This is a genomic window from Pelagibius litoralis, assembly GCF_011683915.1.
Taxonomy (GTDB): domain Bacteria; phylum Pseudomonadota; class Alphaproteobacteria; order Kiloniellales; family Kiloniellaceae; genus Pelagibius; species Pelagibius litoralis.
This window is the reverse complement of record NZ_JAAQPH010000013.1, coordinates 1-21,937: the sequence shown is the minus strand read 5'-3', so window position 1 is coordinate 21,937 and position 21,937 is coordinate 1. Positions and strand designations below refer to the sequence as shown.

The following is a 21,937-nucleotide window of genomic DNA, read 5'->3' as shown; positions in this document are numbered from 1 at the left end:
GAGGCATGGCTGACGGGATGAAGTCGGGGAATCTTTTGATCCGGCAGGCCGCGACGGCCGACTTTGATCGGCTGCTGCCGCTCTTCGAGCGTTTCTACCGTGAGGAAGGTTTCGAGGCGGCGGTGCCCGGCGTGGCCGGGAACCTGCGCCAGATCCTGCAGCGGGAGGATACGGCGGCTTTTATTGCGTTGCTGGATGAGCGGGCGGTGGGCGCTGCGGCGACCAGTTCTTCCTTTGGTCTGGAGGTTGGCCTCTATGCGGAGTTGGAAGACCTCTTTGTCCACCCTGATTGGCGCGGGCGGGGCGTTGCCTCGATGCTGGTTGAGGCAGCGGCGGACTGGGCGAGGGCCAATGGATGTTCGGATATGGAAATCGTCCTGACGCCCCATGGCCAAGCCGATGACAAGCTGGCGCCCTGGTACAAAGCGCGGGGTTTCACCGACACCGGGCGGGTGATTTACGAACGGAGCCTCTAGGCTTCGAAGCGGAGAACGAATATGGCAGTGATTCAAGGCAAGACGGGTGAGTGGGAGATGGTGATCGGGCTGGAGGTCCATGCCCAGGTGATCAGCCACTCGAAGCTGTTTTCCGGCGCTTCGACGGCGTTCGGGGCGGAGCCCAACAGCCAGGTTTCCCTGGTCGACGCGGCCATGCCGGGTATGCTGCCGGTACTGAACAAGGTGGCGGTGGAACAGGCGGTGCGCACCGGCCTGGGGCTCAATGCCCAGATCAATCTGACCTCTGTGTTCGAGCGCAAGAATTACTTCTATGCTGACCTGCCACAGGGGTATCAGATTTCCCAGTACCTGCATCCCATCGTGGGTGAGGGAACCATCGTCCTGGATCTTGAGGACGGTGAGACGCGCGAAGTGGGCATCGAGCGCCTGCATCTGGAGCAGGACGCCGGCAAGTCGATCCATGACCAGCATCCGACGCAGTCCTACATCGATCTCAACCGCTCCGGTGTCACGCTGATGGAGATCGTCTCCAAGCCGGACATGCGCTCGGCGGAAGAAGCGGGGGCTTATCTGCGCAAGCTGCGCACGATCCTGCGCTATCTCGGTACCTGCGACGGCAATATGGACGAGGGTTCCATGCGTGCTGACGTGAATCTTTCCATGCGCCGGCCCGGTGAGCCCTTCGGCACGCGGACCGAAACCAAGAATGTGAACTCCATCCGCTTCGTGCAGCAGGCCATCGAGATGGAGGCGCGGCGTCAGGTCGAGGTGCTGGAAGAGGGCGGCGAGATCAGGCAGGAGACCCGGCTGTTTGACGGCATGACCGGCAAGTCGCGCTCCATGCGCTCCAAGGAAGAAGCGCATGACTATCGTTATTTCCCCGATCCTGATCTGCTGCCGCTGGAACTGGATGCGGCTTGGGTCGAGGAGATCAAGGGTGGCCTGCCCGAACTGCCCGACGCCAAGAAGGCGCGTTTTATCGAGACTCTTGGATTGTCAGCCTATGATGCCGGCGTGCTGGTGGCCGATCGTGACACGGCAGCCTTCTTCGAAACCGTGGCTGAGGCGCGCGACGCCAAGCTGGCGGCCAACTGGGTCATCGGCGACTACTTCGGTGCCTTGAACAAGAGCGGCGCCAACCTGGATACCGCACCGATCGATGGGGCGAAGCTGGGCGGCCTGCTGGATCTCATTGCCGACAGCACCATTTCCGGCCGGATCGCCAAGGAGGTTTTCGAAGAGATGTGGGAGAGCGGCCAGGACGCCGGTGCCATCGTCGAAGCCAAAGGCATGAAGCAGATTTCCGACAGTTCGGAGATCGAAAGCCTGGTCGAGGACATCATTGCCAACAACCCCAAGCAGGTCGAACAGTTCAAGGGCGGCAACGAAAAGATCCTGGGTTGGTTCGTCGGCCAGGTGATGAAAGCGACCCAGGGCAAAGCCAACCCCGGTATGGTCAACCAGGTTCTGCGCAGCAAGCTGGGTTAGGCTTTATCGCCTTCCAGGCGGCCGAGTTGGCAGAGGACGCTTTCAAGGTTCTCCGGGCTCAGGCGGTCGTAGTTGTTGACCCAGCGGTCGATGATCTTTTTCTCGTCGACTTTTTTCCATCCTGCGGCCGGTTGGCGTTCGGCGTTCACAACGACATCAAGCGCGATCCGGAACGCAGAGAAGAGCTGTGCCGGGATGCCGGATCTCTCGAACAGTTCCTGGCACGTCGAAGAGTTGGGTTTGGCGATGACGCGTTGCGCCTGGGCGGCCGGCACCCGGGCCAGCGTTGCGATGCAGATCTCGAAAATATCCAGCCTGCCGACGCAAAGCGACCTTATCAGTAGTGTCGATGTCAGCCCGCCGTTCAGAAAGAGTCTCATGGCCGCGGCTTCGATCTCATCGATCGAAGTTGTTGCTGACAATGACTGGATAAGCGCGCGCTCCTTGCCATGCCGGATCAGCCTGTCGACAAGAACCGTGGGGAAACCATGCCGGCCGATCAACCGGTCCCTCAAATCGCCGGAAACCATGGTGACGAGGCGTTCCTTTACCGTAATCGGCAAGGCTTGCCGCTCAACCATCAGCGTCTGGATCTCCGTTTCCTCTCCATAGCTGTCGATTACGTTGTGAAGGGACTCTCCGGAAATCGCCGCCCCTTCGTTGGAGAGCAGCGTGCCAACGACCTGCTTATCCCCGGTATCGATCAGGGCATCGGCGACAGTCTCGCTGACGGTTGACCGCCCGGCGACGGCGCGTTGTTTGGCGGTGTTGCCATTTTCGATGATCGAAAGAAGGTCTTCATCGGTCAGGACGATGGACGTCTTCAGGACGGGCACTGCGACCGCCTCTATATCGTCTGCCAGTATGCGGGCGATGTTGTGGGGCAGGAAAGGACAACCTTTGATGTGCTCCGCCAACGCCAGCCGCACCTCTACTTCCTCGTTGCGGGCCAGGCGCTCAAAGGTTTCAACCGCGGCAAGACGCTCATCCTCGCTCAGGTGGCCGGCGGCGAAAGCCCTGCCCACACGGTCAGCGGTTTCGACGGCCGGTTCCCCATAGGTTGGCGAGGTCAGTGCGTCAGAGAGCCTGGCAGCCGGTGCCGCGGGTCTCTCGTCTATCGCTGTCGAGAGTTGCATCATTGCAGCCTTGTATGATTACTCAAATATTTCCAAAAAATATAATCAAAATACTTATATCTGTCAATTTTTATTGATTTTGATTTAAATCTATATTGTATCTATTTTATCCTGTATTTGACGAAAATGCCCTGCATCCAAGCGACGCATCAAATCCATAGGTGCAGATTGAACATGAATGTGCTGCTTTGACCGCCACTTGACGCGAAGCGGCGGTGCGCAGCGCGACAGTCCGTTGGGCCGTTACAGGAGGGTGTCGGAGCTTGGGGGCGGGAAGAAGGCAGGTCGGAACCGGGAAGGGTCGATCAGGGCGCGCTGGCAAGCAGGGTCAGGTTTTCACCGACAGATGATTGCGCTTCAGATAGAGCGTCGTCTCGGTCTGGGCGGTTAGTTCGCTGGTAAAACCGGATGGCTCGCGCAGCCAGGCGCCACTGCCGTAGCGTTCGCGGCCGTCGGTAAGACGGCCTGAAGTCACGAAGATTTCCAGTCCTTGAGGTGCTGCGGCGGTGTTGATCAGTGTTGCCGGCAGACTCGCGCCGGGGGCGAGGCGCAACAGCATGATATCTTCAGGATAGGCGGCATCCTCATAGAGCGAGAGACGTTCCACGCCGGGGGCCGCGGCCTGCCAGTCGGCGCTTCTGGAGTGGACCACCACGTGGTCGCGGCCTTCGCCGGCGAACTGACACAGCTTCACGAAGAGGACGCAGCCATCCTTGGAAAAGGGCGCGTGGCGGAAGCCCTGGGGGTTCAGAAGGAAGGTACCGGCAGGATAGTTCCCATGCTCGTCGGAGAAGGTGCCCTCCAGCACCAGGATTTCCTCGCCCTGCGGATGGTCGTGAGAGTGAAAGTCTGAATCCGGATCGTAGCGCACGACGGAGGTGACCCTGCTGAATTCGCCGTCCAGCAGATCCAGGCGCTTGCGCCATACCGTCGGGCTCGGACTGGCCTGCCAGTCCATCATCGCCGTATCCATGGCTGCCGGGCGGCTGAAATCGGCATTCAGGCTATCGGGCATGCTTCTCTCCGTTGTCTCTCTATCTCTAGGTAGGTACAAAGCCGCGCTGCGGCAAGATCGATCTTCGCTCTTGCAATCGTTAATGCTTGACCGCATGTCTTGAACTTACTGCGGCAGGGGTGCCGCCGGCGGACCCTGAAGCGGGTACTGCTTCCTTATGGGGCAAGGGAGAAGGTCATGACTATCGAGCTCTATTCCTGGGCAACACCAAACGGACACAAAGTACACATCCTACTGGAAGAGCTGGGGCTCTCCTATAACGTACATGCGATCAACATCGGCGCCGGCGACCAATTCGACCCGGCGTTTCTGAAGATCAGCCCCAACAACAAGATGCCGGCCATCGTCGATCCGCAAGGGCCTGGCGGCCAGCCGATCTCTGTATTCGAGAGCGGTGCGATCCTGATCTATCTCGCCGAGAAACACGGGAAATTCCTTTCCGACGACCCGCGCGACCGCGTCGTTACCCTGCAGTGGCTGATGTGGCAGATGGGCGGCCTTGGGCCGATGCTGGGGCAGGCGCACCACTTTCGCGGCTATGCGCCAGAGCACATCGAATATGCCTACAACCGCTACACCAACGAGGCAAACCGCCTCTATGGCGTACTCGACAGGCGTCTCGGCGAGGCGCGCTTCCTGGGCGGCGACGCGTATTCGATAGCGGACATCGCGGCCTGGCCCTGGACCCGTTTTCCGGATCGGCAGGGTGTTGAGCGCAATGATTTTCCAAATTTTCAGCGTTGGTTCGATGAGATCGCCGAGCGCCCGGCGGTAAAACGCGGTGTCGAGGTTCTGGCCCAGCAGCGGACCGAGGGCTTCGATGCAAAAGCGAAAGAAATCCTCTTCGGCGCAACCCAGTACGCGAAGAGATAGTGTCGGTTGGTTGACCCCGGTCGGGCCCGATTGATGTGGAACATGGAGACATGATCGACGCGCTCTAAACTGACACGCGTTAATTCGCCAGCGGGGGGGCCTGATCATGCCTTCAGATCTGCCGGATCCCACCGGTATAGACGCCTACAAGCCCAGTGAAATCGCGCGGCGCATAGAGCGGGCCGGCGTGGGTAAAACACGCCTCTCCGTCGCGCAGCTGCTCACGCTCAGTATCCTGGCCGGCGTTTTTATCGGTATCGGTGGGGCTTTCTATACGCTCGTAATGACGGGGGTGGATGTCGGCTACGGACCGGCCCGCGTGCTGGGCGGTGTAGCCTTTTCACTGGGGTTGATCCTTGTGGTCGTGGGAGGCGCGGAGCTCTTCACCGGCGATGTTTTGATGGTGATGGCCTGGGTCGACCGGCGTATCACCCTTGCCGCCATGCTACGGGCATGGGGTGTCATATACCTGGGTAATTTCGTCGGCGCAGTTGCCCTGGCGCTGTTGATGTCGGCCTCAGGGTCATTGTCAGGGCCAAGCGGCATGCTTGCCGCCGAGATAGCAATGGCCAAGACGGGCTTGCCGCTGGACGAGGCGTTTTTTCGCGGTGTTCTCTGCAACGCGCTGGTTTGCCTGGCGGTCTGGCTGACTTTCGCGGCGCGGAGTGTTGCCGGGAAGGTTCTTGCCATCCTCTGGCCGATCACGGCCTTTGTGGCCCTCGGCTTTGAGCACTCGGTCGCCAATATGTATCTGATCCCGGCAGGAATGCTTGCAGGTGCTGACGCAGCGCTGGCCGGTTTCTGGCTGAACCTGTCGGCCGTTACGCTGGGCAACATTGTCGGCGGCGCGGGCGGCGTAGCCCTGACCTACTGGCTTGCCTATCGCCGAAAGGGGTGAATGAAGAAAAAACGCCGGGCAGAAGGTTCAGTTAGCGCTGGAAGTTTGAGAGCTGCGACCGGATATTGCCCCTGGGGCAGGTCTGGATGAAAAGCCGGAAGGCGGTCGTGGGCACCTCTATGGGGACTATTCAAATACAGGAGAACTGGGACGTGACCATCGACCTCTACACCTGGGGTACGCCGAACGGCAGGAAGATCTCAATCGCTCTGGAGGAGCTGGATCTGGCCTATAGCGCGCATTCGATCAACATCGGCAAAGACGAGCAGTTCGCGCCCGATTTCCTGAAGATCAGCCCCAACAATAAGATTCCCGCCATTGTGGATCCTGACGGGCCGGACGGTCAGTCAATCTCCCTGTTCGAGACCGGTGCTATCCTGCTTTACCTGGCCGAAAAGACCGGACGGTTGATGCCATCCGATCCGCGGGAGCGGCATACGACAATGCAATGGCTGATGTGGCAGATGGGTGGTTTCGGGCCGATGCTGGGCCAGGCCCATCACTTCCGCCGCTTCGCGCCAGAGCAGATTCCCTATGCGGTGGACCGCTACACGAATGAGACAAAGAGGCTCTATGGCGTTTTGGATCAGCGCCTCGGTGACGCAGAGTATCTGGCCGGCGATTACTCGGTCGCCGATATCGCCACCTATCCCTGGGCGGCGCGGCATGAGTGGCAGGGGGTTGCCCTGGAAGATTTCACCAATGTGAAGCGATGGTACGACGCCATCGGGGCGCGACCGGCCGTGGCCAGAGGAATGGCGGTTCCCGCATGAAGGTCATTACGGTGAACGTTTTGATCCTCTGAGTCAGGCGGAAGGGCGGCGGCCGCGGCGGCGGCCTCTTTGCCTGATGGCAATGAGCTCTGCCGGTGCTGTCTCGGCGCGCCCGATCATACGGGCCAGTTCGTCTTTGCAGCGCTGCAGGTTGATCAGCTCGCGGGAATCATCGCGATCGTAGACTTCAACACAGCTGAGCTTGATCTCGACCAGATCGATCAGCGTTTCGACGGAAGACTTAGACAAATTCATGATATGCCCCTGAATGATTCGATTAGCCTCAAAGGCATTTTTTAGGCAAATCGGTTAAGGGGACGTAAAGCCGGCAAAGAGTTTTCGAATTAAATCCAAAAAACTCTCCGATTTGGCTTTATGGAAGATTGGGCGGGTTGCTTTCCTGGCGCCGGAGCCGTTGCCACAACCTTGGGAAGGCGGTGCCAAGGCGGCCGTCGATGACGGCGAGACCGATGAAAATCAACGACATTCCGCCAAGAGCACCTGCCGTTACCGCCTCATTCAAGGCAACGGCGCCCAGGACGACGGCCGCTACCGGGATCAGGAAAGTAACGAGCAGCAGGTTGGTCGCCCCGGCACTGGCCAGGACCCGGAAGTAGATAATGTAAGCCACCGCGGTGCTGACGATGGACAGGGTTACAAGCGCCGCCCAGGTCTCGGCGCTGGGGTCGGCGGTCCAGGGCTTTTCGAGGACCAGCGCCACCGGAAGCAAGATAACGGTGGCGGCTGCGGTCATACAGGCGGCGGCGACCAGTGGCGTGAAACGTTTGAGACGGCGTCCAAAGATCCCGGCGAATGCATAAGACAGGGCCGCCCCCAGGACCGCGGCCTGGCCCCAGGATTCCGCCCCGAGCCCAGTCAGAGCGGAAGGGCCGACCAGGACAACCGCCCCGAGGAACCCGACTGAAACACCAAGGGCACCGCGCAGGGTCATGCGCTCGTCGCGGGTGAGCAGATGGGCGAGGACAAAGGCGAAGAGCGGCGTTGTTGCATTCAGGATCGAAGCCAGCCCGCTGTCTATATGGGTCTGACCCCACATGATCAGGGAAAAGGGCAGGGCGTTGTTGATCAGCCCCATGCAGACCAGGGGTGCCCAGTCCGTCAGGGTCGATGGCATCTGCTCCCCCCTTAGGGCGGCGATGGCCAGCAGAGCTGTGGCTGCCAGACCGACGCGGGCACAGGCCAGGGTTGCCGGGCCGAGATCGCGCAGGCAGATCTCGGTCAGGAAGAAAGATATCCCCCAAACCAGCGCCAAAAGTATGATCAGGAGCCAGTTGCCTGATGTTATGTGAGGGGCCTGCATTCTATGTCTCCGTCAGTGGCGGGCCGGAGCATAGACGTATTGCGGGTGGGCTATATCCGCTTCTTGCTGCTGCTTGTTGGTTCTTGTGGATGAAAGCAGATACTCAGTCCAACTGCCGGGCCGCGACCGCCAGACCGGCAAAGGCGGCGTCTGGCCTGGTAATCAGCCAGGTGGGGATCTGAGAGAGATAGCTGCTCAGGCGTCCCTTGTTCTCGAAGCAGTCGCGAAAGCGAGAAGCTTCCAGGAACTCGGGAAATCTGGGCAGGATCCCGCCGCCGAGATAGACACCACCCTGCGCGCCGTAGCTGAGAGCCATGTTACCGGCAAAGGAGCCAAGGAAGCTGCAGAAGTTTTCCAGCGCTCTGTGGCAAAGGGCATCCGATCCGTCGAGGCCGTGGCGGGTGATTTCAGCCGCGCTGATCGGCTCTGCCTGTAGGCCTTCAAGGCGCCCTAAAGCCGTGTGGATGTTGACCAGACCGGGACCGGAAAGCACGCGTTCCGCCGAGACGTGGGTAAAGCGGTCGCGCAGGATTGCAACCAGGTCCGATTCCAGCTTGTTCGTCGTCGGCACGGTCGTGTGCCCGCCTTCGCCGACCAGCACGAAACCTTGAGAGGGCGTTGGAATCAAGGCGGCAACCCCCAGGCCGGATCCGGGGCCAACCACCGCCAGGGTGCCGCGGCTCGTTCTCAGGTCAGGTCCGATGCGTCGCCTGTCTTGTTCGGTGAGCTGATCGAGACCAAGCGCCAGTGCGGCGTAGTCGTTCATCAACTGGACATTGGTGAAACCGAAGCGCCGGGTCAGGTCTTCCCTGCGGGTTTCCCATCCAGTATTCGTCATGAAGGCACAATCAGGACTTACAGGCCCGGCAAAGGCGAGAACCGCCGAAGGTGGTGTTTTTTGGATACCGAACTGATCCAGTGCTGTCGTCAAGGCATCATAAGCCGACCCGTGGTCGGCCACGTTCAAACGCAATACATCGCCAATACGGTTGCCTTCCAATAACGCAAAGCGCGCATTGGTGCCGCCGATGTCGGCCAAGATCGCCGGGACTTCATCCTTCGGATCACTCAACGGGCCCGGCCCCCCCGTTTGAGCGCTTGCAGGAAGTTCTCTCGCCAAGTGGTGACATCGTTCACGGCAACGGCTTGATACATCGATTGCCAACGATCCTGTCTCGCCTTTAGCGGCATCGTGAGGGCTTCCTGAAGTCTTTCGGCAACACCCTCCGTATCATAGGGGTTCACAATCAAGGCGCCATCCAGCTCACGCGCCGCGCCGGCGAAGCGCGAGAGTACGAGAACCCCCGGATCCTCTGACGACTGTGCGGCAACGAACTCTTTGGCCACCAGGTTCATCCCGTCCCGAAAGGGGGTGACCAGACCAACCTTGCTGACCCGATGGAAGCCGGCCAGGACACGGCGGCTGAAGCTCTTGTTCAGATACCGGATTGGCCCCCAGTCATACTCGGCGAAGGTGCCGTTCACGCGACCGGCAGTCGCTTCCAGTTCATGCCTGATATCGACATAGTCGGATACATCGCCGCGCGACGGCGGTGTGATCTGCAGGAACACGACGTTGCCCCTGTTATCCGGGTAGGTGGTCAAGAGATGTTCGAAAGCCTCTACCCGATTGATCAGGCCCTTTGAATAGTCGAGGCGATCGACGCCGATGATCAGGTCCCGGTTGTTGAGGCTTTTTTGCAGGCGCTCGACCTGCTTCGACCCTTCGCTCTCGGTTGCCATTTTTGCGAAGACCTCGGTATCGACGCCAATGGGGAATGTTTTTGCGCGTAGGACCCTGCCAAAAGCTTTGATGATACCGTTTTTGCCGACCTCGCCACCTGCCTCCCGGCGTATGTAGTCCTGGAAACACCACAAGTCTTCATCGGTCTGGAAGCCAAGAAGATCGAAAGCGCAGAGAGCCTTTACGATCTCGCTGTGCATCGGCAAGGCAGCCAGAATAGGGAGAGCCGGCCAGGGTATGTGAAGGAAAAACCCTAACTTCTGTTTGCAGCCGGCGCTGCGCAGATTTTCTGCGAGGAGCGTAAAGTGATAGTCGTGCACCCAAATCGTGTCCGTGTCCCGCAGGAGCGGCTGCAGTCGATGGGCGAAATGTGCATTGACCCGCTGGTATCCAGCCCATGTCTTCCGGCTAAACTCAGCCAGATCGAGACGATAGTGGAAGAGCGGCCAAAGCGTGGAGTTGGCAAAACCTTTGTAATAGTCGTCGTAGTCCCGCTGGTTGAGATCGATGGTCGCATAGGTGATGTTTCCGACTTCGGCCATGCTCGGGGTTTCGTAGTCGCTGGCGAGAACTTTGCCGCTCCAGCCGAACCAGACACCGCCGCGTTCTTGCAGGGCAGCCCGAAGCGCAACGGCCAATCCGCCCTCTGATGCGGGTCTGGATGACTTTGCAGCGCCGACGCGGTTTGAAACGACGACAAGGCGGCTCAATAGGCTTCCTCCCAGGACTTGGAGAGGCGCATGGCGGAGCTGATCAGTCCGACCATGGAGTATGTCTGCGGGAAGTTCCCCCAGAGCTCGCCGTTGTTGGGGGAGAGGTCTTCCGAGAGCAGGCCCATAGGATTGCGTGCTGCGAGCATGGCTTCGAAGAGGTCGCGGGCTTCCTGCGTACGCCCGACCGCGGCAAGGGCATCGATGTACCAGAAGGTGCAGACATTGAAGGTGACCTCAGGTGAGCCAAAGTCGTCGGGTGCTGCGTAGCGGAGTATGAAGCGGCCGTGTTTCAACTGCTTCTCAACCTGATCCAGGGTTCCCAGGAAGCGGGGATCGTCGGCTGGGAGAAAGCCGATCTCATGCAGGCAAAGCAAACTGGCGTCAAGGTCGCTGCCGTCGAAGGTGGAGACGAGACTGTTAAGACCACTGTTCCACGCCCTCTCGAGGACGCCGGCTCTAATGTGTTTCGCAGCCGAGGCCCAATGCTTCTGGCGTTCTGGCATATCCAGTTGCCCGGCGATCTTGGAGAGCCGGTCGCAGGCAGCCCAGCACATCACGCTTGAGTAGGTGTGAACCTGTTGACGCGTGCGCAGTTCCCAGAGGCCGGCGTCCGGTTGATCCCAGAGCTTGATCGCCTGCTGCCCCAGTTTTTCAAGTTTCTCGAAAAGACTGACATCGCCGGGATGGTCGAGCCGTCGATCAAAGAAGCTCTGCGTTGATGCCAGGATGACGCTGCCGTATCCGTCATTCTGAATCTGATTGTAGGCGGAATTTCCAACCCGCACCGGTCCCATGTTTCGGTAGCCGGAAAGCGAATCGCAAATCGTTTCATCAAGGTGCACTTCCTGAGAGATGCCGAACACCGGTTGCAGGTGTCCGTCTGCCGCGTTGGCGCCAACGTTGGAGGCCACGATGTTTGAGATGTAACTCAGGTAACCTTCCATGGTTCTCGTGGCACCAAGGCGGTTGAGCGCATGGACGACAAAATAGGCATCACGCAGCCAGCAGTATCGATAGTCCCAGTTGCGTCCGGAATGTGGTGCCTCGGGGATCGATGTGGTCATCGCCGCAATGATTGCGCCTGTTTCTTCGTAGCTGCAAAGCTTCAGTGTGATCGATGCCCGGATGACCGCTTCCTGCCATTCGAAGGGCAGGGCGAGATAGCGGCACCATTCCCGCCAATATTCATCTGTCTTCTTAAAGAACTCTCGGCTCGTTTCGTCTACCGCTGCAGTCAGGCTTTCGTCCGGTCCCAGGATGAGGGTCACCGGCCGCTCCAATATGAAAGGAACTTCTTCGGCCACGTAAGTGACTGGCGCATCCGTGGTCAGGCGCAAGGTCAGGTGCGGCATGATGTAGCGCAGATGGTTGCTGCCACGGGTGATGCCCGGGATGCCCTTGCCGTAGTCATACGTTGGCCTGATGCGTAGTCTGATTCGCGGGCTTCCGGAGAGAGGGCGAATGTGCCGGACAATGGATGGCGGCCGATGGATACGATCGAAGTGTTTGAAGCGGGGGGCAAAGTCCGTGATCTCTACAACACCGTCCGCCGAGTCATAAAGCCTTGTAACCACCACAGCTGAGTTGTCCCGATAGTGCTGCTCGGCCCGCGAGAAGTCCAGCAACTCGACCTCATAGAGCCCTTTCGAATCGCCGTCGTCTCCGGCAATCAGGCTTGCAAAGATGGGGTCGCTATCGAAACGTGGCAAGCAGGCCCAGACAATTCGTGCTCTTTCGTCCAGCAGAGCGCCGAAGGTGCAATTTCCAATAACTGCAAGATTGAGAGAGCTCATGGTTTGCTATACCGGCTTTCCATTTTTGCGAGATACTCGAGCCAGGCATGAACCGCCGCTTCGTCCGGAAGGCATTGGGAGGCCAGTGTCGATTCCGTAGCCCCAACCTTCACCGAGATGCCGTCCAGGCGATTGACAGTGGCAAAACCATCTTCGTCCGTTACGTCGTCGCCCAGAAAAATCGGCTTTCGTCCTTTAAATGGCTGCTCGTTCATGAAGGCATCAATCGCTGTCCCTTTGTCGCCCCCCTTCGGTTTCACCTCGAAGACCATCTTCCCACGTTTTACTTCCAACTTGCTTTGCGTTCGATCAATCATGTGGTTGAGATGCCGCAAGACCTCTACCTCGCGCTCCGGTGCCATGCGGTAGTGCAATGCCAAGGATAATCCCTTGTCTTCAAGCAACAGACCATGACGTTCGCGCACGAAAGCCTCGAGAGGGTGGCGTAGTGGTTCCAACAGGTTCGTGTTTTCGTTCCTGTAGTAGTCGTCGTCGTATCGTCGGCGCTCAAGACCATGAATGCCGGCCGCCGGCAATACGAGCGGCGCAAAGAGGTCGTCCAAGTCTGCGATGGCACGGCCGCTGATCAATGCCAAGGCCCCCCGCAATTCTTCCCTGAGGGATTGCAGCAGTGAAATCAGCGCCGCGGGCACACGTACTTCATAATGTCGCGTGGTGATGGGCAGCAATGTGCCGTCGACATCCAGGAACAGAGCATAGTGCTGCAGAGAACAGTTGAGCCGTAGATCTGAGTGGGTTTCGTTACCTGTCATGAACACTACTGTCGCGCCGATTTTGACGGGGAGCCGATAGCAGAAGGATCTGAAGGACTCACCACGTCAAAATCGGTACCCACTTTTCACCCGCAAACGTTATCTGAACGATAGCATAGAGTCTGTCTTCGCTAATGCCCATCTCGAACTGATGACGACTGACAGCCTTCGGTATAGGGCTATGCGAAGTTTTGTAGGTAGGCGATCAAGTGCCGGCGGCCAAATAACGCATCAGCTGACGCAGGTGAAGCGTCTCGACCAATCTTTCACAGGGGCGGTTGCTTTTCGCAGCCCTGCGCGGTGGGCCTCAATCTCAACCTTCCTGAGGTCGTCAGCCATCAGAAGATAATTACATAAAGCGCAATTTCACGCAACTATTAGAGTAAGAGTTTACCGATCTAAATCGCTTTATCGAAGCGACCAATTGGTTACCAGCGGCTTCGATCTCTAAATGGAGGCGATATCCGCAATGATGATTTGCTGTCTAGGGGCGAGAGTGAAGCTTAACCCAGGTGACCGGTGCGACCCACTCCACGGCTACATTGTGTTCGATCGGAGTCGTCGCGTTGACGGAGACCAGGGTCACCTCTCCAGCGCGGTTCCCAGGCTCGACAATCTTGACCAACTGCCGGCCATCCTTTGTCTGGACCACACACTCGCGCCCAAAGCATTTCGCCGGGTCCAGTCCTTCGTCGCGTGAGTAACCGAGATGTTCTCCATCCTTGAAGCGGGGTGCCATCGAGTTGCCGCGGACCACAACGCAAACGCTGCCGCCTTCGCCTTGTGGTGCCTCAATTTTATAAAGGCCGCTCCCCTTGGCATGATCATCTATCGATAAGACCGTCTCGCCGGCGCCGACATAACCGACAACCAGACTTGAGGCTCTGATGCCCCGGGCGATCGAAGCACCGAGCTTCGTCACCAGATCGTCGAGTGGAGTCTCCAGGTAGTCGGCGATCTCCACCGCCTCCTCGATTTTAATGCTCCGGCTCTCATTCAGGATTTCTGTGATGCGGGAAGGATCGAGACCCATGTGCTTTGCCAAACCGCGCTGGGTTTTGCCGAGCTGGCGCAGCCGCTGCTGGAACCATTGTTTTTCCATGCCAATATATTGCGGAATTTGTGATTTTTTGTCTATTGCAAAATTCGTAATTATGTCCTACGTATAGTTGTGATTTCCGCAACGCGAGCCATGGGAGATTGTTTTTTGGGTGACAGAGGATTTCGAGAGGCCCCGGGATCACGGCCGCGAGGCAGCAGCCCTTTTTGTGAAGGGAAAACGGCCGGTCGTCGGGTCAACGCCGAGCTGCTGCGAAGCCAGATCGGCAGTCTGCTTAAGGGCCGGCTGCCCGACGGCTGGATTCACCAAGCCATTACCCCCGGCATGCCCCTGGGGCAGGCTGATGAGAAGGAGCATCCGGACATCATCGTCATCTCGCCGGCCGGGCGTTGCTACTTCCTGTTCACCAAAGCGCCGGCCGACCGATGGTGGGATGGCGATCTAAGACGTGTTTCGGCAGAGGCTTTGACGGTGGGAGAAAGCGCGTTGATGACGCGTCTTAAAAGGGGCGGGTACGGCGTGCGCGCCGTTTGGAGCATCAAAGACGTCGAGCGGGCGCTGGCGAACTGGGGTTGCACGCTGCGTCGCGGCCCGGCCGGGCTGTCCCGGGAGGCTGCCAGGGTTGGTGAGGCCGGGCGCAAGAATTCAACGCGCGCGAAACTGGGTCTGAGGTTTGATAAGGAGAATAGGGATGATCGCCCATGAGCCGGGTCCGCGCTGCGGGAGAGAGTCTTCGAAGGCAGAGTTTCGAACCAAGCTCACCATTCAACACGGATACAAGCTCGCGGAAGAGGCGGGTCGCGACCAGCCAAGCCTAAAAGACGCGATATGGGAACTGCTGATGGAGGCTGCGGACACGTTGAAGCGGCTGCCAAACCGCGAACGTGGCTGGCTGACAGCCACCAGTCGCGCTCATTGGCCGGAAGTCGTGCGGGACTTTGATACGGGTGGGAGCCGATCAAGGGTAGTGCGGCTACGTCGCGCACCAGCCTCTGCCGAGGCGATTGACCGCATGGATGAAGTTCTCCAGTGGCTGGTACACGCTGGTGGCGCGAAACCGCAGCGCGACGTTGGTGTGCTATTCGGCCTAGCCTGCGGTCTCAAGGTGATGTCTCTGAAACAAAGATACGGATGTGGCCGCCGGACGGTCTACGATATCCGCGACCGGTCGTTGCTGAGACTATGTAAATGGCTTTCCGGCGATGTCGGTAAAAGGAGATACTAGTTTGTCTGGGATTGGCGCAGCACGTAGTGGCCGTTCTCCAAACCCCTGAACAGGTCTTCGACCTGGGGGTGAGAAACCGCGTCCCCGGTTTCATCGATTAGCAGATTTTGTTCCGAGACATAGGCGACGTAGGAGGTTTCTTCGTTTTCCGCCAGAAGATGATAGAAGGGCTGATCCTTAATCGGCCGGATCTCCTCCGGAATGGCTTCCCACCATTCTTCTGTGTTTGAGAACGTCGGATCAACGTCAAAGATGACACCGCGAAACGGAAATAAGCGGTGCTTTACAATCTGTCCAATTTGAAATTTCGCTGTTCGCATATGTCGTTGGCCGCTCTGAGCTGAATCCTGTGACAATTCTTATCCTAGTCATATGCGGTCTCAGTTCCGATGAGACAAGCAAAGTGTTGGCCGCTGACGACAGCGATCGCCGTGCTGCGCAGAAAATCGCTTCGATTCTAAATCAATTACCAGACACTTTTTCCTTATACCTTAGTCGGAGAATGACTGGTAATGCTCTGTTTTATAGAAAAAATTTTGTTGATACAAATGCGATAGAGATGTGGAAAGGCTGCGAGTTGACCGAGGCACGCCGTTTGTCCGGGGTCGATCCCTCTCACTTAAGGCTTTGTTAAGCTGAACACAGTCGAATCGTCTCCTGGGAGGATCAGGACTCGTAGCTCTGGCCGGGCTGTCGGGCCTCCCGTGAGAGGTTTGCGATGTTTGCAAAAAGACTGGTTGATCGGGGGGGCCGAGCCGGACGGGCGGCCCCGAACCGGATATTTCGTGCGCGGCCTGCGACGGCCGGACGGCGCGTGCGAACAATGCTGCGCGATAATAGCGGCGGTGTCGTGATCGAGTTCGCTTTGGTGGCGCCACCCTTTTTCCTGCTGATGGCCGGGCTGATCGAGCTTTCGATCATGTTCTTCACCAGCAGCGTCATCGAAGGTGCGACAAAAGAAGCCGCCCGTGCGATTCGCACCGGTCAGGTTCAAAGTCAGGCCGATCCGGTTGTCGCCTTTCAGAACCAGCTTTGCGGGGCGCTCTATAACGTCATCGACTGTACCGAGGTCATCTACAACGTGCGGACGTTCTCCGACTTCGGTGCGGTCTCGATGCCCATCGAAGTCGATGAGAATGGTGACATCATCAATAACGGGTTCGTGCCCGGCGGCAGCAGCGCTGTAACGGTGGTTCGCGCGATGTACCGCTGGCATTTCACGACCCCGCTGATGGACTCGGTCATTCCGACCGGGCCCGGCGGCAGCCTGTTGGTATCGACAGTCGCCTTTCAAAACGAACCCTATGATGTGAACTGATGTTACGCTCGATACGAAGACTCGCCAGCGACAGGGGCGGCAATGCGATAGTGGATTTTGCTTTCCTGCTGCCAATTATGCTTATGCTCTTCACCGGCGTTGTCGAGATCACCAACCTTTTGCGCCTTGACCGCAAAGTCGTGGCCGCGGCCCAGACGACAGCCGACCTTATCACCCAACGGCGCGAAATTTCTGCCGGCGAGATCACCGATATTCTGCGTGCCGCCGAGCTCATTCTTGAACCTTACTCAACGGTGGAGCACGCCGTTGCGATCGTTGCCGTGCGCTTTGATGATGACACCGGGGTGCCGGCGATCGATTGGCAGCAAAGCAAGAACGGCGGCACCCTTCCGGACGCCCTGACACTGGTACAGAACATGGGGACCGCCGGAGACGGCATCATCATTGTGCGGGTGACTTACGATTACAGCCCGGTGTTCTTCGACTTTGTCCTTGGACAAACGAGCTTGGAGGAGACCGCTGTTCTGCGCCCACGGCGCAGCGCCTTTGTTGAGGGCCCTGCGCCTTAAACGGTGCGGGTTCTTTCGGGACGATTCAGGTCCGCAAAGTGAGCAAAAGAAAATTGCATTTACCGCAATTTTTATGTTGCACAGTTTGCACGATTCAGGCATCTTATGACGGTAGGAGCCACGAATTGCAGATGGCGCCGCCGAGCAGATAGAGCTGCATAGAAGCTTCTTCTGCCAAATCTTGCCCCCACTTCTCTTACAGGATGGAACGCGATGCCGAAGCGCAGCAACGCGCCCAGTAAGGTTGCGCAAACCGCAAATAATGAACTGGAGTCTACTGATGAAGAGTCGAAAGATTCTCGTCAGTCGCCGATCGATTTCATGCTGTCGGTGTTGCGCGATCCGGAAGCCAGCACTGCGGACCGCAAGTGGGCAGCGGAGAAGGCGGCCCCCTATCTGCATCCGCGCCTACAGACAGTGGAGCACGGCGGGGAAGTGACTCTGCGCCATGAGGATGCGCTGAAAGATCTGGCGTGAGCGGCCGAAGAAGGACTGAGCAGAAGGTCCGTCAGCGTCTGAAAGACGATCTGCGTCACTACGCCGAGCGCTGCCTGAAGATCCGCACCAAATCCGGCACCCTGGAGAGACTGCGGCTGAATAAGGTACAGATCCATATTCACGAGAGGCTGGAGGCGCAGAGGGCCACGAGCGGACGGGTGCGTGCACTGATCCTGAAGGCGCGGCAGCCGGGGGTCTCCACCTACGTCGGTGCGCGCTTTTACTGGAAGGTGACGCACGGACGGGGGCTGCGAGCCTTTATCCTGACGCACCGCGACCAGGCGACGGCGAACCTCTTTGCCATGGCGAAGCGATTCCACGACAGCTGCCCGGCGCCGGTGAAGCCTTTGACCAAGGCCAGTAATGCAAAGGAGCTGACCTTCGGTTTGCTGGACAGCGGCTATCAGGTCGGGACCGCCAAGGCATCGGGTGTCGGCCGCTCTGACACCATTCAGTTTTTTCATGGCTCGGAAGTGGGCCATTGGGCCAATGCCGAGGAACACGCCGCCGGTGCGCTGCAGGCGGTACCGCGCAGCGACGGGACCGAGATCATCCTGGAGTCCACCGCCAACGGCGTCGGCGGTCTGTTCTACAATCTCTGGCAGGCGGCGGTGCGCGGGGAGGGGGACTATCAGGCGATCTTCATTCCCTGGTTCCTGCACGACGGCTACGGCAGCGCGGCGCCCAGAGCCTGGAAGCCGCCGGAAGCTTTTCAGGTCTATGGCGAACTACACGGATTGAGTCGTAGCAAGCTGCACTGGGCCTGGGCCAAGAATGCTGAATTGGCCACGGCCAGCGGCGAAGCCAGCGACAGCCCGACCTGGCGCTTCAGACAGGAATACCCGGCAACCGCACAGGAGGCTTTTCAAGTGAGCGGCCAGACTTCTCTCATCCGCCCCGAACTGGTGGTGCGGGCGCAGGGCCACAAGGCCGGCGAGCAGGACCACGCGCCCCTGGTTCTGGGCATCGACGTGGCCCGTGGCGGCGGCGACCGCTCGCACCTGATCGACCGTCAGGGCAGGGCGGCGGGACGGCACGTTAATCGCGCCGTCGATTGCGGCGACACCATGGAACTGGCGGGGTTGATCGCGCGGGAGATCGAGCGCCTGCAGCCCGACCAGGCCTTCATCGATATGGGCTCCTTCGGGGCGGCGGTCTATGACCGCCTGGCGGAGTTGGGCTACCGCCGGCGCATCACCGGCGTGAACTTCGGCGGCCGCGCCCAGGATGCACGGCAATATGCCAACAAGCGGGCTGAGATCTGGGGCACTTTACGCGACTGGCTGGCCGACCCCGGCGGGGCGGAGCTGCCGGATGATCCGCTGCTGCACAGCCACCTCTGCGCACCGGGTTTTCAGATCAACAGCAACCAGCAGATTCTGCTGGAAGCCAAGGACAAGATCAAAGCGCGCCTCGGCCTTTCCCCCGATGCCGGCGACGCCCTGGCCCTGACTTTCGCCGAGCCGGTGCGCCGCGTGAAGCGCAGCCAGGCCCAGCGCAGCGAAACCACCTACGCCATCCACGACTGGTAATCTCTTGCCGCGGCGGCAATGGCCCGGCGCATCCACACGTTCGGTCCTGCCCCTCCCCAAGCCGAACGGCGCCGGGCCACCCTGCCGCTTGTAAGTTTCCACTCTCCGGTTTCTGAACGGAGCATTCCATGACAGACGATGCCTCTTTGGAGGCTGCCGGCGATGAGGCCGGTGGCCCGCTTCCTGCTGCGCCCGAAGTGGGTGGTGGTGTAACCGACGCGCCAGAAGCGCCCCGGTCGATCTTCGATCTGCGATCCGTCGCACCTTTGTCGCCTGAGGAACAGGCGGCGCGGGCGGAGGCGATGGAGCGATCCCTGGCCTTTGGGGCGGAGCCGGTGCGTGACGAACGCGGCTGGGCCCTGGAGGTGGACTTCATCGAAGCCAATGGCGAGGCCGTTGAGCCCTGGAAGCATGACCGGCGGCACAAGAGCCTCTACCGGCGCAATCAGAAAGTGACCAAGGCGGCGGGGCAGCTGATCGGCCAGCCGGGTGACAAGATCGAGTGGGCCAAGCGCCTGGCGGTGTTGCATCACCGCGAGGGCTCCGACATCGAAGGGGCGGTACGGCGCGGTCTGTTCGATGCCATCTGGCGTTACGACCATGTCTACGACGGTTATACGGTGCCGCGGCGTTACGGCACCCACTTCATGAAGACCGGTCGGGTCGCCGCGGTGGCGGAAGAGCAACGCCGCAAGTGGCAGATCGAAGGCCGCGCCCCCGCCGACGCTTTCTGGGTGCGCAACCGCCGCAACACCGGCCTGGTGCTGGTGAGGCCCAACACTGACCCGGCAGAAGAATTGGCTTTTCAAGGAGGCGGTACTGATACGGTTCCTGGAGGAGATAGCCAAGAGGTGTTGGTAGGCCAAGCTGCCGCATCGCCGTCTATCGGAGCAACGACGACACCTGGGCGGGTGACGTCGGTACCGGGAAGCTTTCAGAAGCTCTTCGAGGCCTATCGACTGCGTCTTGCGCCTATTGAGGGAGGTCTCGCGAATCGGCCGGCAAGCGTGGATCCCGGCGGAAAAACCAATAAAGGGCTTTCTCAGGCTTTACTCGATCTGGCGCGCAAGAAACCGCAGTACAAAAGCTATCCTGCTGATCCTGCGCTTCTCTCCGATCATCAGATTGATACCATATTCAGGGAGGAGTATTTTCGCCCTTTGCGTATCTGGGAGTTGGCCCAGATACCCGATCTCTTGAAGCTGGCGCCGCAACTGCCAGAACAGGTTTTTGATTCAGGGATACTGCACGGTATTGGTGATCCCGGAAAGTGGCTTCAGCAGGCCCTGGATGAGATCCTTGGAACATATTTGAAGGTCAAGATCGATGGTACCTTCGAATACGACGGCGTCATCGGCCCAAAGACGCGCGCTGCGGTGGCCAAAGCGGTGCGCGATGGAAAGATCGTCGAAGTCAATAACCTGATTGTCGACAAGCGCGTCGCACATATGGCAGCGCTGTCTATTGCAGGCGCCAATCCAGGATGGTTCCCAAGGGCTGAATCCTTCAGAATCAAGCCGGCAACACCATAATGGTAGAGTCGATCTGGCTGAGCGATTTGGAGCGCAGGGGAGTCGGTCGAGCGTTAGCGATAGCGGAAACTTTTCTCTGCCGCGATATCTCTGAGAACCGTCTCCAAGAACTTTATGTAGCTTTCGATGTAGCGCATCCCCGGCAAAAGGCCGCAAGACCGGGAGCAGTAGCGATTGTGAGAGTAGATCCGAAAATAGAGTTTCCCATGAAGGTTCTCTATTGCAGTCATATGGGCCGTTGCGTTCTCGGTAAATTCAGGGAGCAGCCAAGCATTGATCTCGGTGAGAACGGCTTCTTCCATGCATGCGAGGGTGATGTCGAGCCCGTCACCATAGGCTGCTGCAGAACCAGCACCCCTTAAATCGGACGACTTCTCCCAGCAGTCGTTGATGATCGGCTCAGGATCAAACGTTTCGAGGGCTTGTCTGCCGTTGCCACCCGCGGTCGCGGGCGCTGCCGCAATTAGGAGGATCCAGGCTGCACAGCCGAGCGTCACAGTTTTCATTTCCAGTCTCTCCCTTAGATCAATCTTAGCGTGCATGATGATTGCGGCGAAGTTGGGGCGGGAACAAAGACACTGCGGCGACTTGAACGCCATTTCCGAGCGGAGCATTCCATGACAGATGATGCCTCTTTGGGGGCTGCCGGCGCTGATGCCGGCGGCCCGCTTCCTGCTGCGCCCGAAGTGGGTGGTGGTGCAACCGACGCACCTGAAGCGCCCCGGTCCATCTTCGATCTGCGATCCGTCGCGCCTTTGTCGCCTGAGGAACAGGTGGAGCGGGCGGAGGCGATGGAACGGACCCTGGCCTTCGGGGCGGAGCCGGTGCGCGACGATCGCGGCTGGGCTCTGGAGGTGGACTTCATCGAGGCCAACGGCGAGGCCGTCGCGCCCTGAAAGCATGATCGGCGCCACAAGAGCCTCTATCGCCGTAATCAGAAGGTGACCAAGGCGGCGGGGCAGCTGATCGGCCAGCCCGGCGACAGGATCGAGTGGGCCAAGCGCCTGGCGGTGCTGCATCACCGCGAAGGCTCCGACATCGAAGGGGCGGTGCGGCGCGGTCTGTTCGATGCCATCTGGCGTTACGACCATGTCTACGACGGCTACACCGTACCGCGGCGTTACGGCACTCACTTCATGAAGACCGGACGGGTCGCCGCGGTGGCCGAGGAACAACGCCGCAAGTGGCAGGCCGAGGGCCGCGCGCCGGCGGACGCCTTCTGGGTGCGCAACCGCCGCAACACCGGCCTGGTGCTGG

General features: G+C 59.3%; 25 protein-coding genes. 14 read left to right on the top strand and 11 right to left on the bottom strand.

Features of this window, described 5'->3' with window-relative positions; translation table 11 throughout:
• Positions 1-5: 5 nt before the first annotated feature.
• Positions 6-476 carry a GNAT family N-acetyltransferase gene (locus HBA54_RS16700; protein WP_205944711.1) on the top strand — a complete coding sequence of 157 codons (471 nt, stop codon included), beginning with the start codon at positions 6-8 and terminating at the stop codon, positions 474-476.
• Between the two features lie 21 nt (positions 477-497).
• Positions 498-1,946 carry an Asp-tRNA(Asn)/Glu-tRNA(Gln) amidotransferase subunit GatB gene (gatB, locus tag HBA54_RS16695; RefSeq protein WP_167226670.1) on the top strand — a complete coding sequence of 483 codons (1,449 nt, stop codon included), beginning with the start codon at positions 498-500 and terminating at the stop codon, positions 1,944-1,946.
• Here the strand turns inward: gatB and HBA54_RS16690 are convergent.
• Both HBA54_RS16690 and HBA54_RS16685 read right to left on the bottom strand, forming a co-directional pair.
• Complete coding sequence (locus HBA54_RS16690; RefSeq protein ID WP_167226669.1) at positions 1,943-3,085, bottom strand: DUF2336 domain-containing protein; 1,143 nt, start codon at positions 3,083-3,085, stop codon at positions 1,943-1,945. The genes gatB and HBA54_RS16690 overlap by 4 nt on opposite strands.
• A gap of 325 nt (positions 3,086-3,410) precedes the next feature.
• Positions 3,411-4,097, bottom strand: coding sequence for a cupin domain-containing protein (locus HBA54_RS16685; protein ID WP_167226667.1), 687 nt, complete (start codon positions 4,095-4,097; stop codon positions 3,411-3,413).
• A gap of 177 nt (positions 4,098-4,274) precedes the next feature.
• Between HBA54_RS16685 and HBA54_RS16680 the strand changes: the two genes are divergently transcribed.
• The 3 genes from HBA54_RS16680 to HBA54_RS16670 all read left to right on the top strand — a co-directional run bounded on the left by HBA54_RS16680 (position 4,275) and on the right by HBA54_RS16670 (position 6,641).
• Positions 4,275-4,970: a glutathione S-transferase N-terminal domain-containing protein gene (locus tag HBA54_RS16680; RefSeq protein WP_167226665.1), complete on the top strand. Its 696-nt coding sequence runs from the start codon at positions 4,275-4,277 to the stop codon at positions 4,968-4,970.
• 106 nt (positions 4,971-5,076) lie between these two features.
• A complete protein-coding gene (locus tag HBA54_RS16675; protein ID WP_167226663.1) occupies positions 5,077-5,868 on the top strand; it encodes a formate/nitrite transporter family protein in 792 nt (263 codons plus the stop codon).
• A gap of 119 nt (positions 5,869-5,987) precedes the next feature.
• Positions 5,988-6,641 carry a glutathione S-transferase N-terminal domain-containing protein gene (locus HBA54_RS16670; protein WP_167226931.1) on the top strand — a complete coding sequence of 218 codons (654 nt, stop codon included), beginning with the start codon at positions 5,988-5,990 and terminating at the stop codon, positions 6,639-6,641.
• Positions 6,642-6,674: 33 nt separating this feature from the next.
• Here HBA54_RS16670 and HBA54_RS16665 read toward each other — a convergent pair whose 3' ends face one another.
• From HBA54_RS16665 to HBA54_RS16635, 7 genes are all read right to left on the bottom strand, one after another.
• Positions 6,675-6,896, bottom strand: a complete 222-nt coding sequence (locus HBA54_RS16665; RefSeq protein ID WP_167226661.1) for a hypothetical protein — start codon at positions 6,894-6,896, stop codon at positions 6,675-6,677.
• 118 nt (positions 6,897-7,014) lie between these two features.
• Positions 7,015-7,962, bottom strand: a complete 948-nt coding sequence (locus HBA54_RS16660; RefSeq protein WP_167226659.1) for a DMT family transporter — start codon at positions 7,960-7,962, stop codon at positions 7,015-7,017.
• Between the two features lie 103 nt (positions 7,963-8,065).
• Complete coding sequence (gene glk / locus HBA54_RS16655) at positions 8,066-9,034, bottom strand: glucokinase (RefSeq protein WP_167226657.1); 969 nt, start codon at positions 9,032-9,034, stop codon at positions 8,066-8,068.
• Positions 9,031-10,416 (bottom strand): alpha,alpha-trehalose-phosphate synthase (UDP-forming), encoded by a 1,386-nt coding sequence (gene otsA, locus HBA54_RS16650; protein ID WP_167226655.1) that lies wholly within the window; start codon positions 10,414-10,416, stop codon positions 9,031-9,033. Before otsA ends, glk begins: the two co-directional genes overlap by 4 nt.
• Positions 10,413-12,212 (bottom strand): glycoside hydrolase family 15 protein, encoded by a 1,800-nt coding sequence (locus HBA54_RS16645; RefSeq protein ID WP_167226653.1) that lies wholly within the window; start codon positions 12,210-12,212, stop codon positions 10,413-10,415. Before HBA54_RS16645 ends, otsA begins: the two co-directional genes overlap by 4 nt.
• Entirely contained in the window at positions 12,209-12,985 is a 777-nt protein-coding gene (otsB, locus tag HBA54_RS16640; RefSeq protein WP_167226651.1) for a trehalose-phosphatase, read from the bottom strand. The genes HBA54_RS16645 and otsB overlap by 4 nt, the downstream gene beginning before the upstream one ends.
• 484 nt (positions 12,986-13,469) lie before the next feature.
• Positions 13,470-14,087 carry a LexA family transcriptional regulator gene (locus tag HBA54_RS16635; RefSeq protein ID WP_167226649.1) on the bottom strand — a complete coding sequence of 206 codons (618 nt, stop codon included), beginning with the start codon at positions 14,085-14,087 and terminating at the stop codon, positions 13,470-13,472.
• A gap of 105 nt (positions 14,088-14,192) precedes the next feature.
• On the opposite strand from HBA54_RS16635, the gene HBA54_RS16630 reads away from it, so the two are divergent.
• Positions 14,193-14,750, top strand: coding sequence for a hypothetical protein (locus HBA54_RS16630; protein ID WP_167226647.1), 558 nt, complete (start codon positions 14,193-14,195; stop codon positions 14,748-14,750).
• Positions 14,737-15,270, top strand: a complete 534-nt coding sequence (locus HBA54_RS16625) for a DUF6362 family protein (RefSeq protein WP_167226645.1) — start codon at positions 14,737-14,739, stop codon at positions 15,268-15,270. The genes HBA54_RS16630 and HBA54_RS16625 overlap by 14 nt, the downstream gene beginning before the upstream one ends.
• On the opposite strand, the gene hspQ is transcribed toward HBA54_RS16625, so the two are convergent.
• The gene (gene hspQ, locus HBA54_RS16620) at positions 15,267-15,626 is read right to left on the bottom strand and encodes a heat shock protein HspQ (protein WP_322096054.1); all 360 of its coding nucleotides are present in this window, start codon (positions 15,624-15,626) and stop codon (positions 15,267-15,269) included. The genes HBA54_RS16625 and hspQ overlap by 4 nt on opposite strands.
• A gap of 467 nt (positions 15,627-16,093) precedes the next feature.
• Here hspQ and HBA54_RS16615 point away from each other — a divergent pair, with 467 nt between their 5' ends.
• The 5 genes from HBA54_RS16615 to HBA54_RS16595 all read left to right on the top strand — a co-directional run bounded on the left by HBA54_RS16615 (position 16,094) and on the right by HBA54_RS16595 (position 20,680).
• Entirely contained in the window at positions 16,094-16,588 is a 495-nt protein-coding gene (locus HBA54_RS16615; protein ID WP_167226643.1) for a TadE/TadG family type IV pilus assembly protein, read from the top strand.
• The gene (locus HBA54_RS16610; RefSeq protein ID WP_167226641.1) at positions 16,588-17,118 is read left to right on the top strand and encodes a TadE/TadG family type IV pilus assembly protein; all 531 of its coding nucleotides are present in this window, start codon (positions 16,588-16,590) and stop codon (positions 17,116-17,118) included. The genes HBA54_RS16615 and HBA54_RS16610 overlap by 1 nt, the downstream gene beginning before the upstream one ends.
• Positions 17,119-17,331: 213 nt before the next feature.
• A complete protein-coding gene (locus HBA54_RS16605; RefSeq protein ID WP_167226639.1) occupies positions 17,332-17,595 on the top strand; it encodes a hypothetical protein in 264 nt (87 codons plus the stop codon).
• Entirely contained in the window at positions 17,592-19,148 is a 1,557-nt protein-coding gene (locus HBA54_RS16600) for a terminase large subunit (RefSeq protein WP_205944710.1), read from the top strand. The genes HBA54_RS16605 and HBA54_RS16600 overlap by 4 nt, the downstream gene beginning before the upstream one ends.
• Before the next feature lie 302 nt (positions 19,149-19,450).
• Positions 19,451-20,680: a glycosyl hydrolase 108 family protein gene (locus tag HBA54_RS16595; protein ID WP_167226637.1), complete on the top strand. Its 1,230-nt coding sequence runs from the start codon at positions 19,451-19,453 to the stop codon at positions 20,678-20,680.
• Between the two features lie 53 nt (positions 20,681-20,733).
• Here HBA54_RS16595 and HBA54_RS16590 read toward each other — a convergent pair whose 3' ends face one another.
• On the bottom strand, positions 20,734-21,186 hold the full coding sequence (locus tag HBA54_RS16590; RefSeq protein WP_167226635.1) for a hypothetical protein: 453 nt from the start codon (positions 21,184-21,186) through the stop codon (positions 20,734-20,736).
• Between the two features lie 111 nt (positions 21,187-21,297).
• Here HBA54_RS16590 and HBA54_RS16585 point away from each other — a divergent pair, with 111 nt between their 5' ends.
• Both HBA54_RS16585 and HBA54_RS16580 read left to right on the top strand, forming a co-directional pair.
• The gene (locus tag HBA54_RS16585; protein ID WP_167226632.1) at positions 21,298-21,576 is read left to right on the top strand and encodes a hypothetical protein; all 279 of its coding nucleotides are present in this window, start codon (positions 21,298-21,300) and stop codon (positions 21,574-21,576) included.
• 45 nt (positions 21,577-21,621) lie between these two features.
• Positions 21,622-21,937 (top strand): hypothetical protein (locus HBA54_RS16580; protein ID WP_205944709.1); only part of this gene is annotated, 316 nt, incomplete at its 3' end.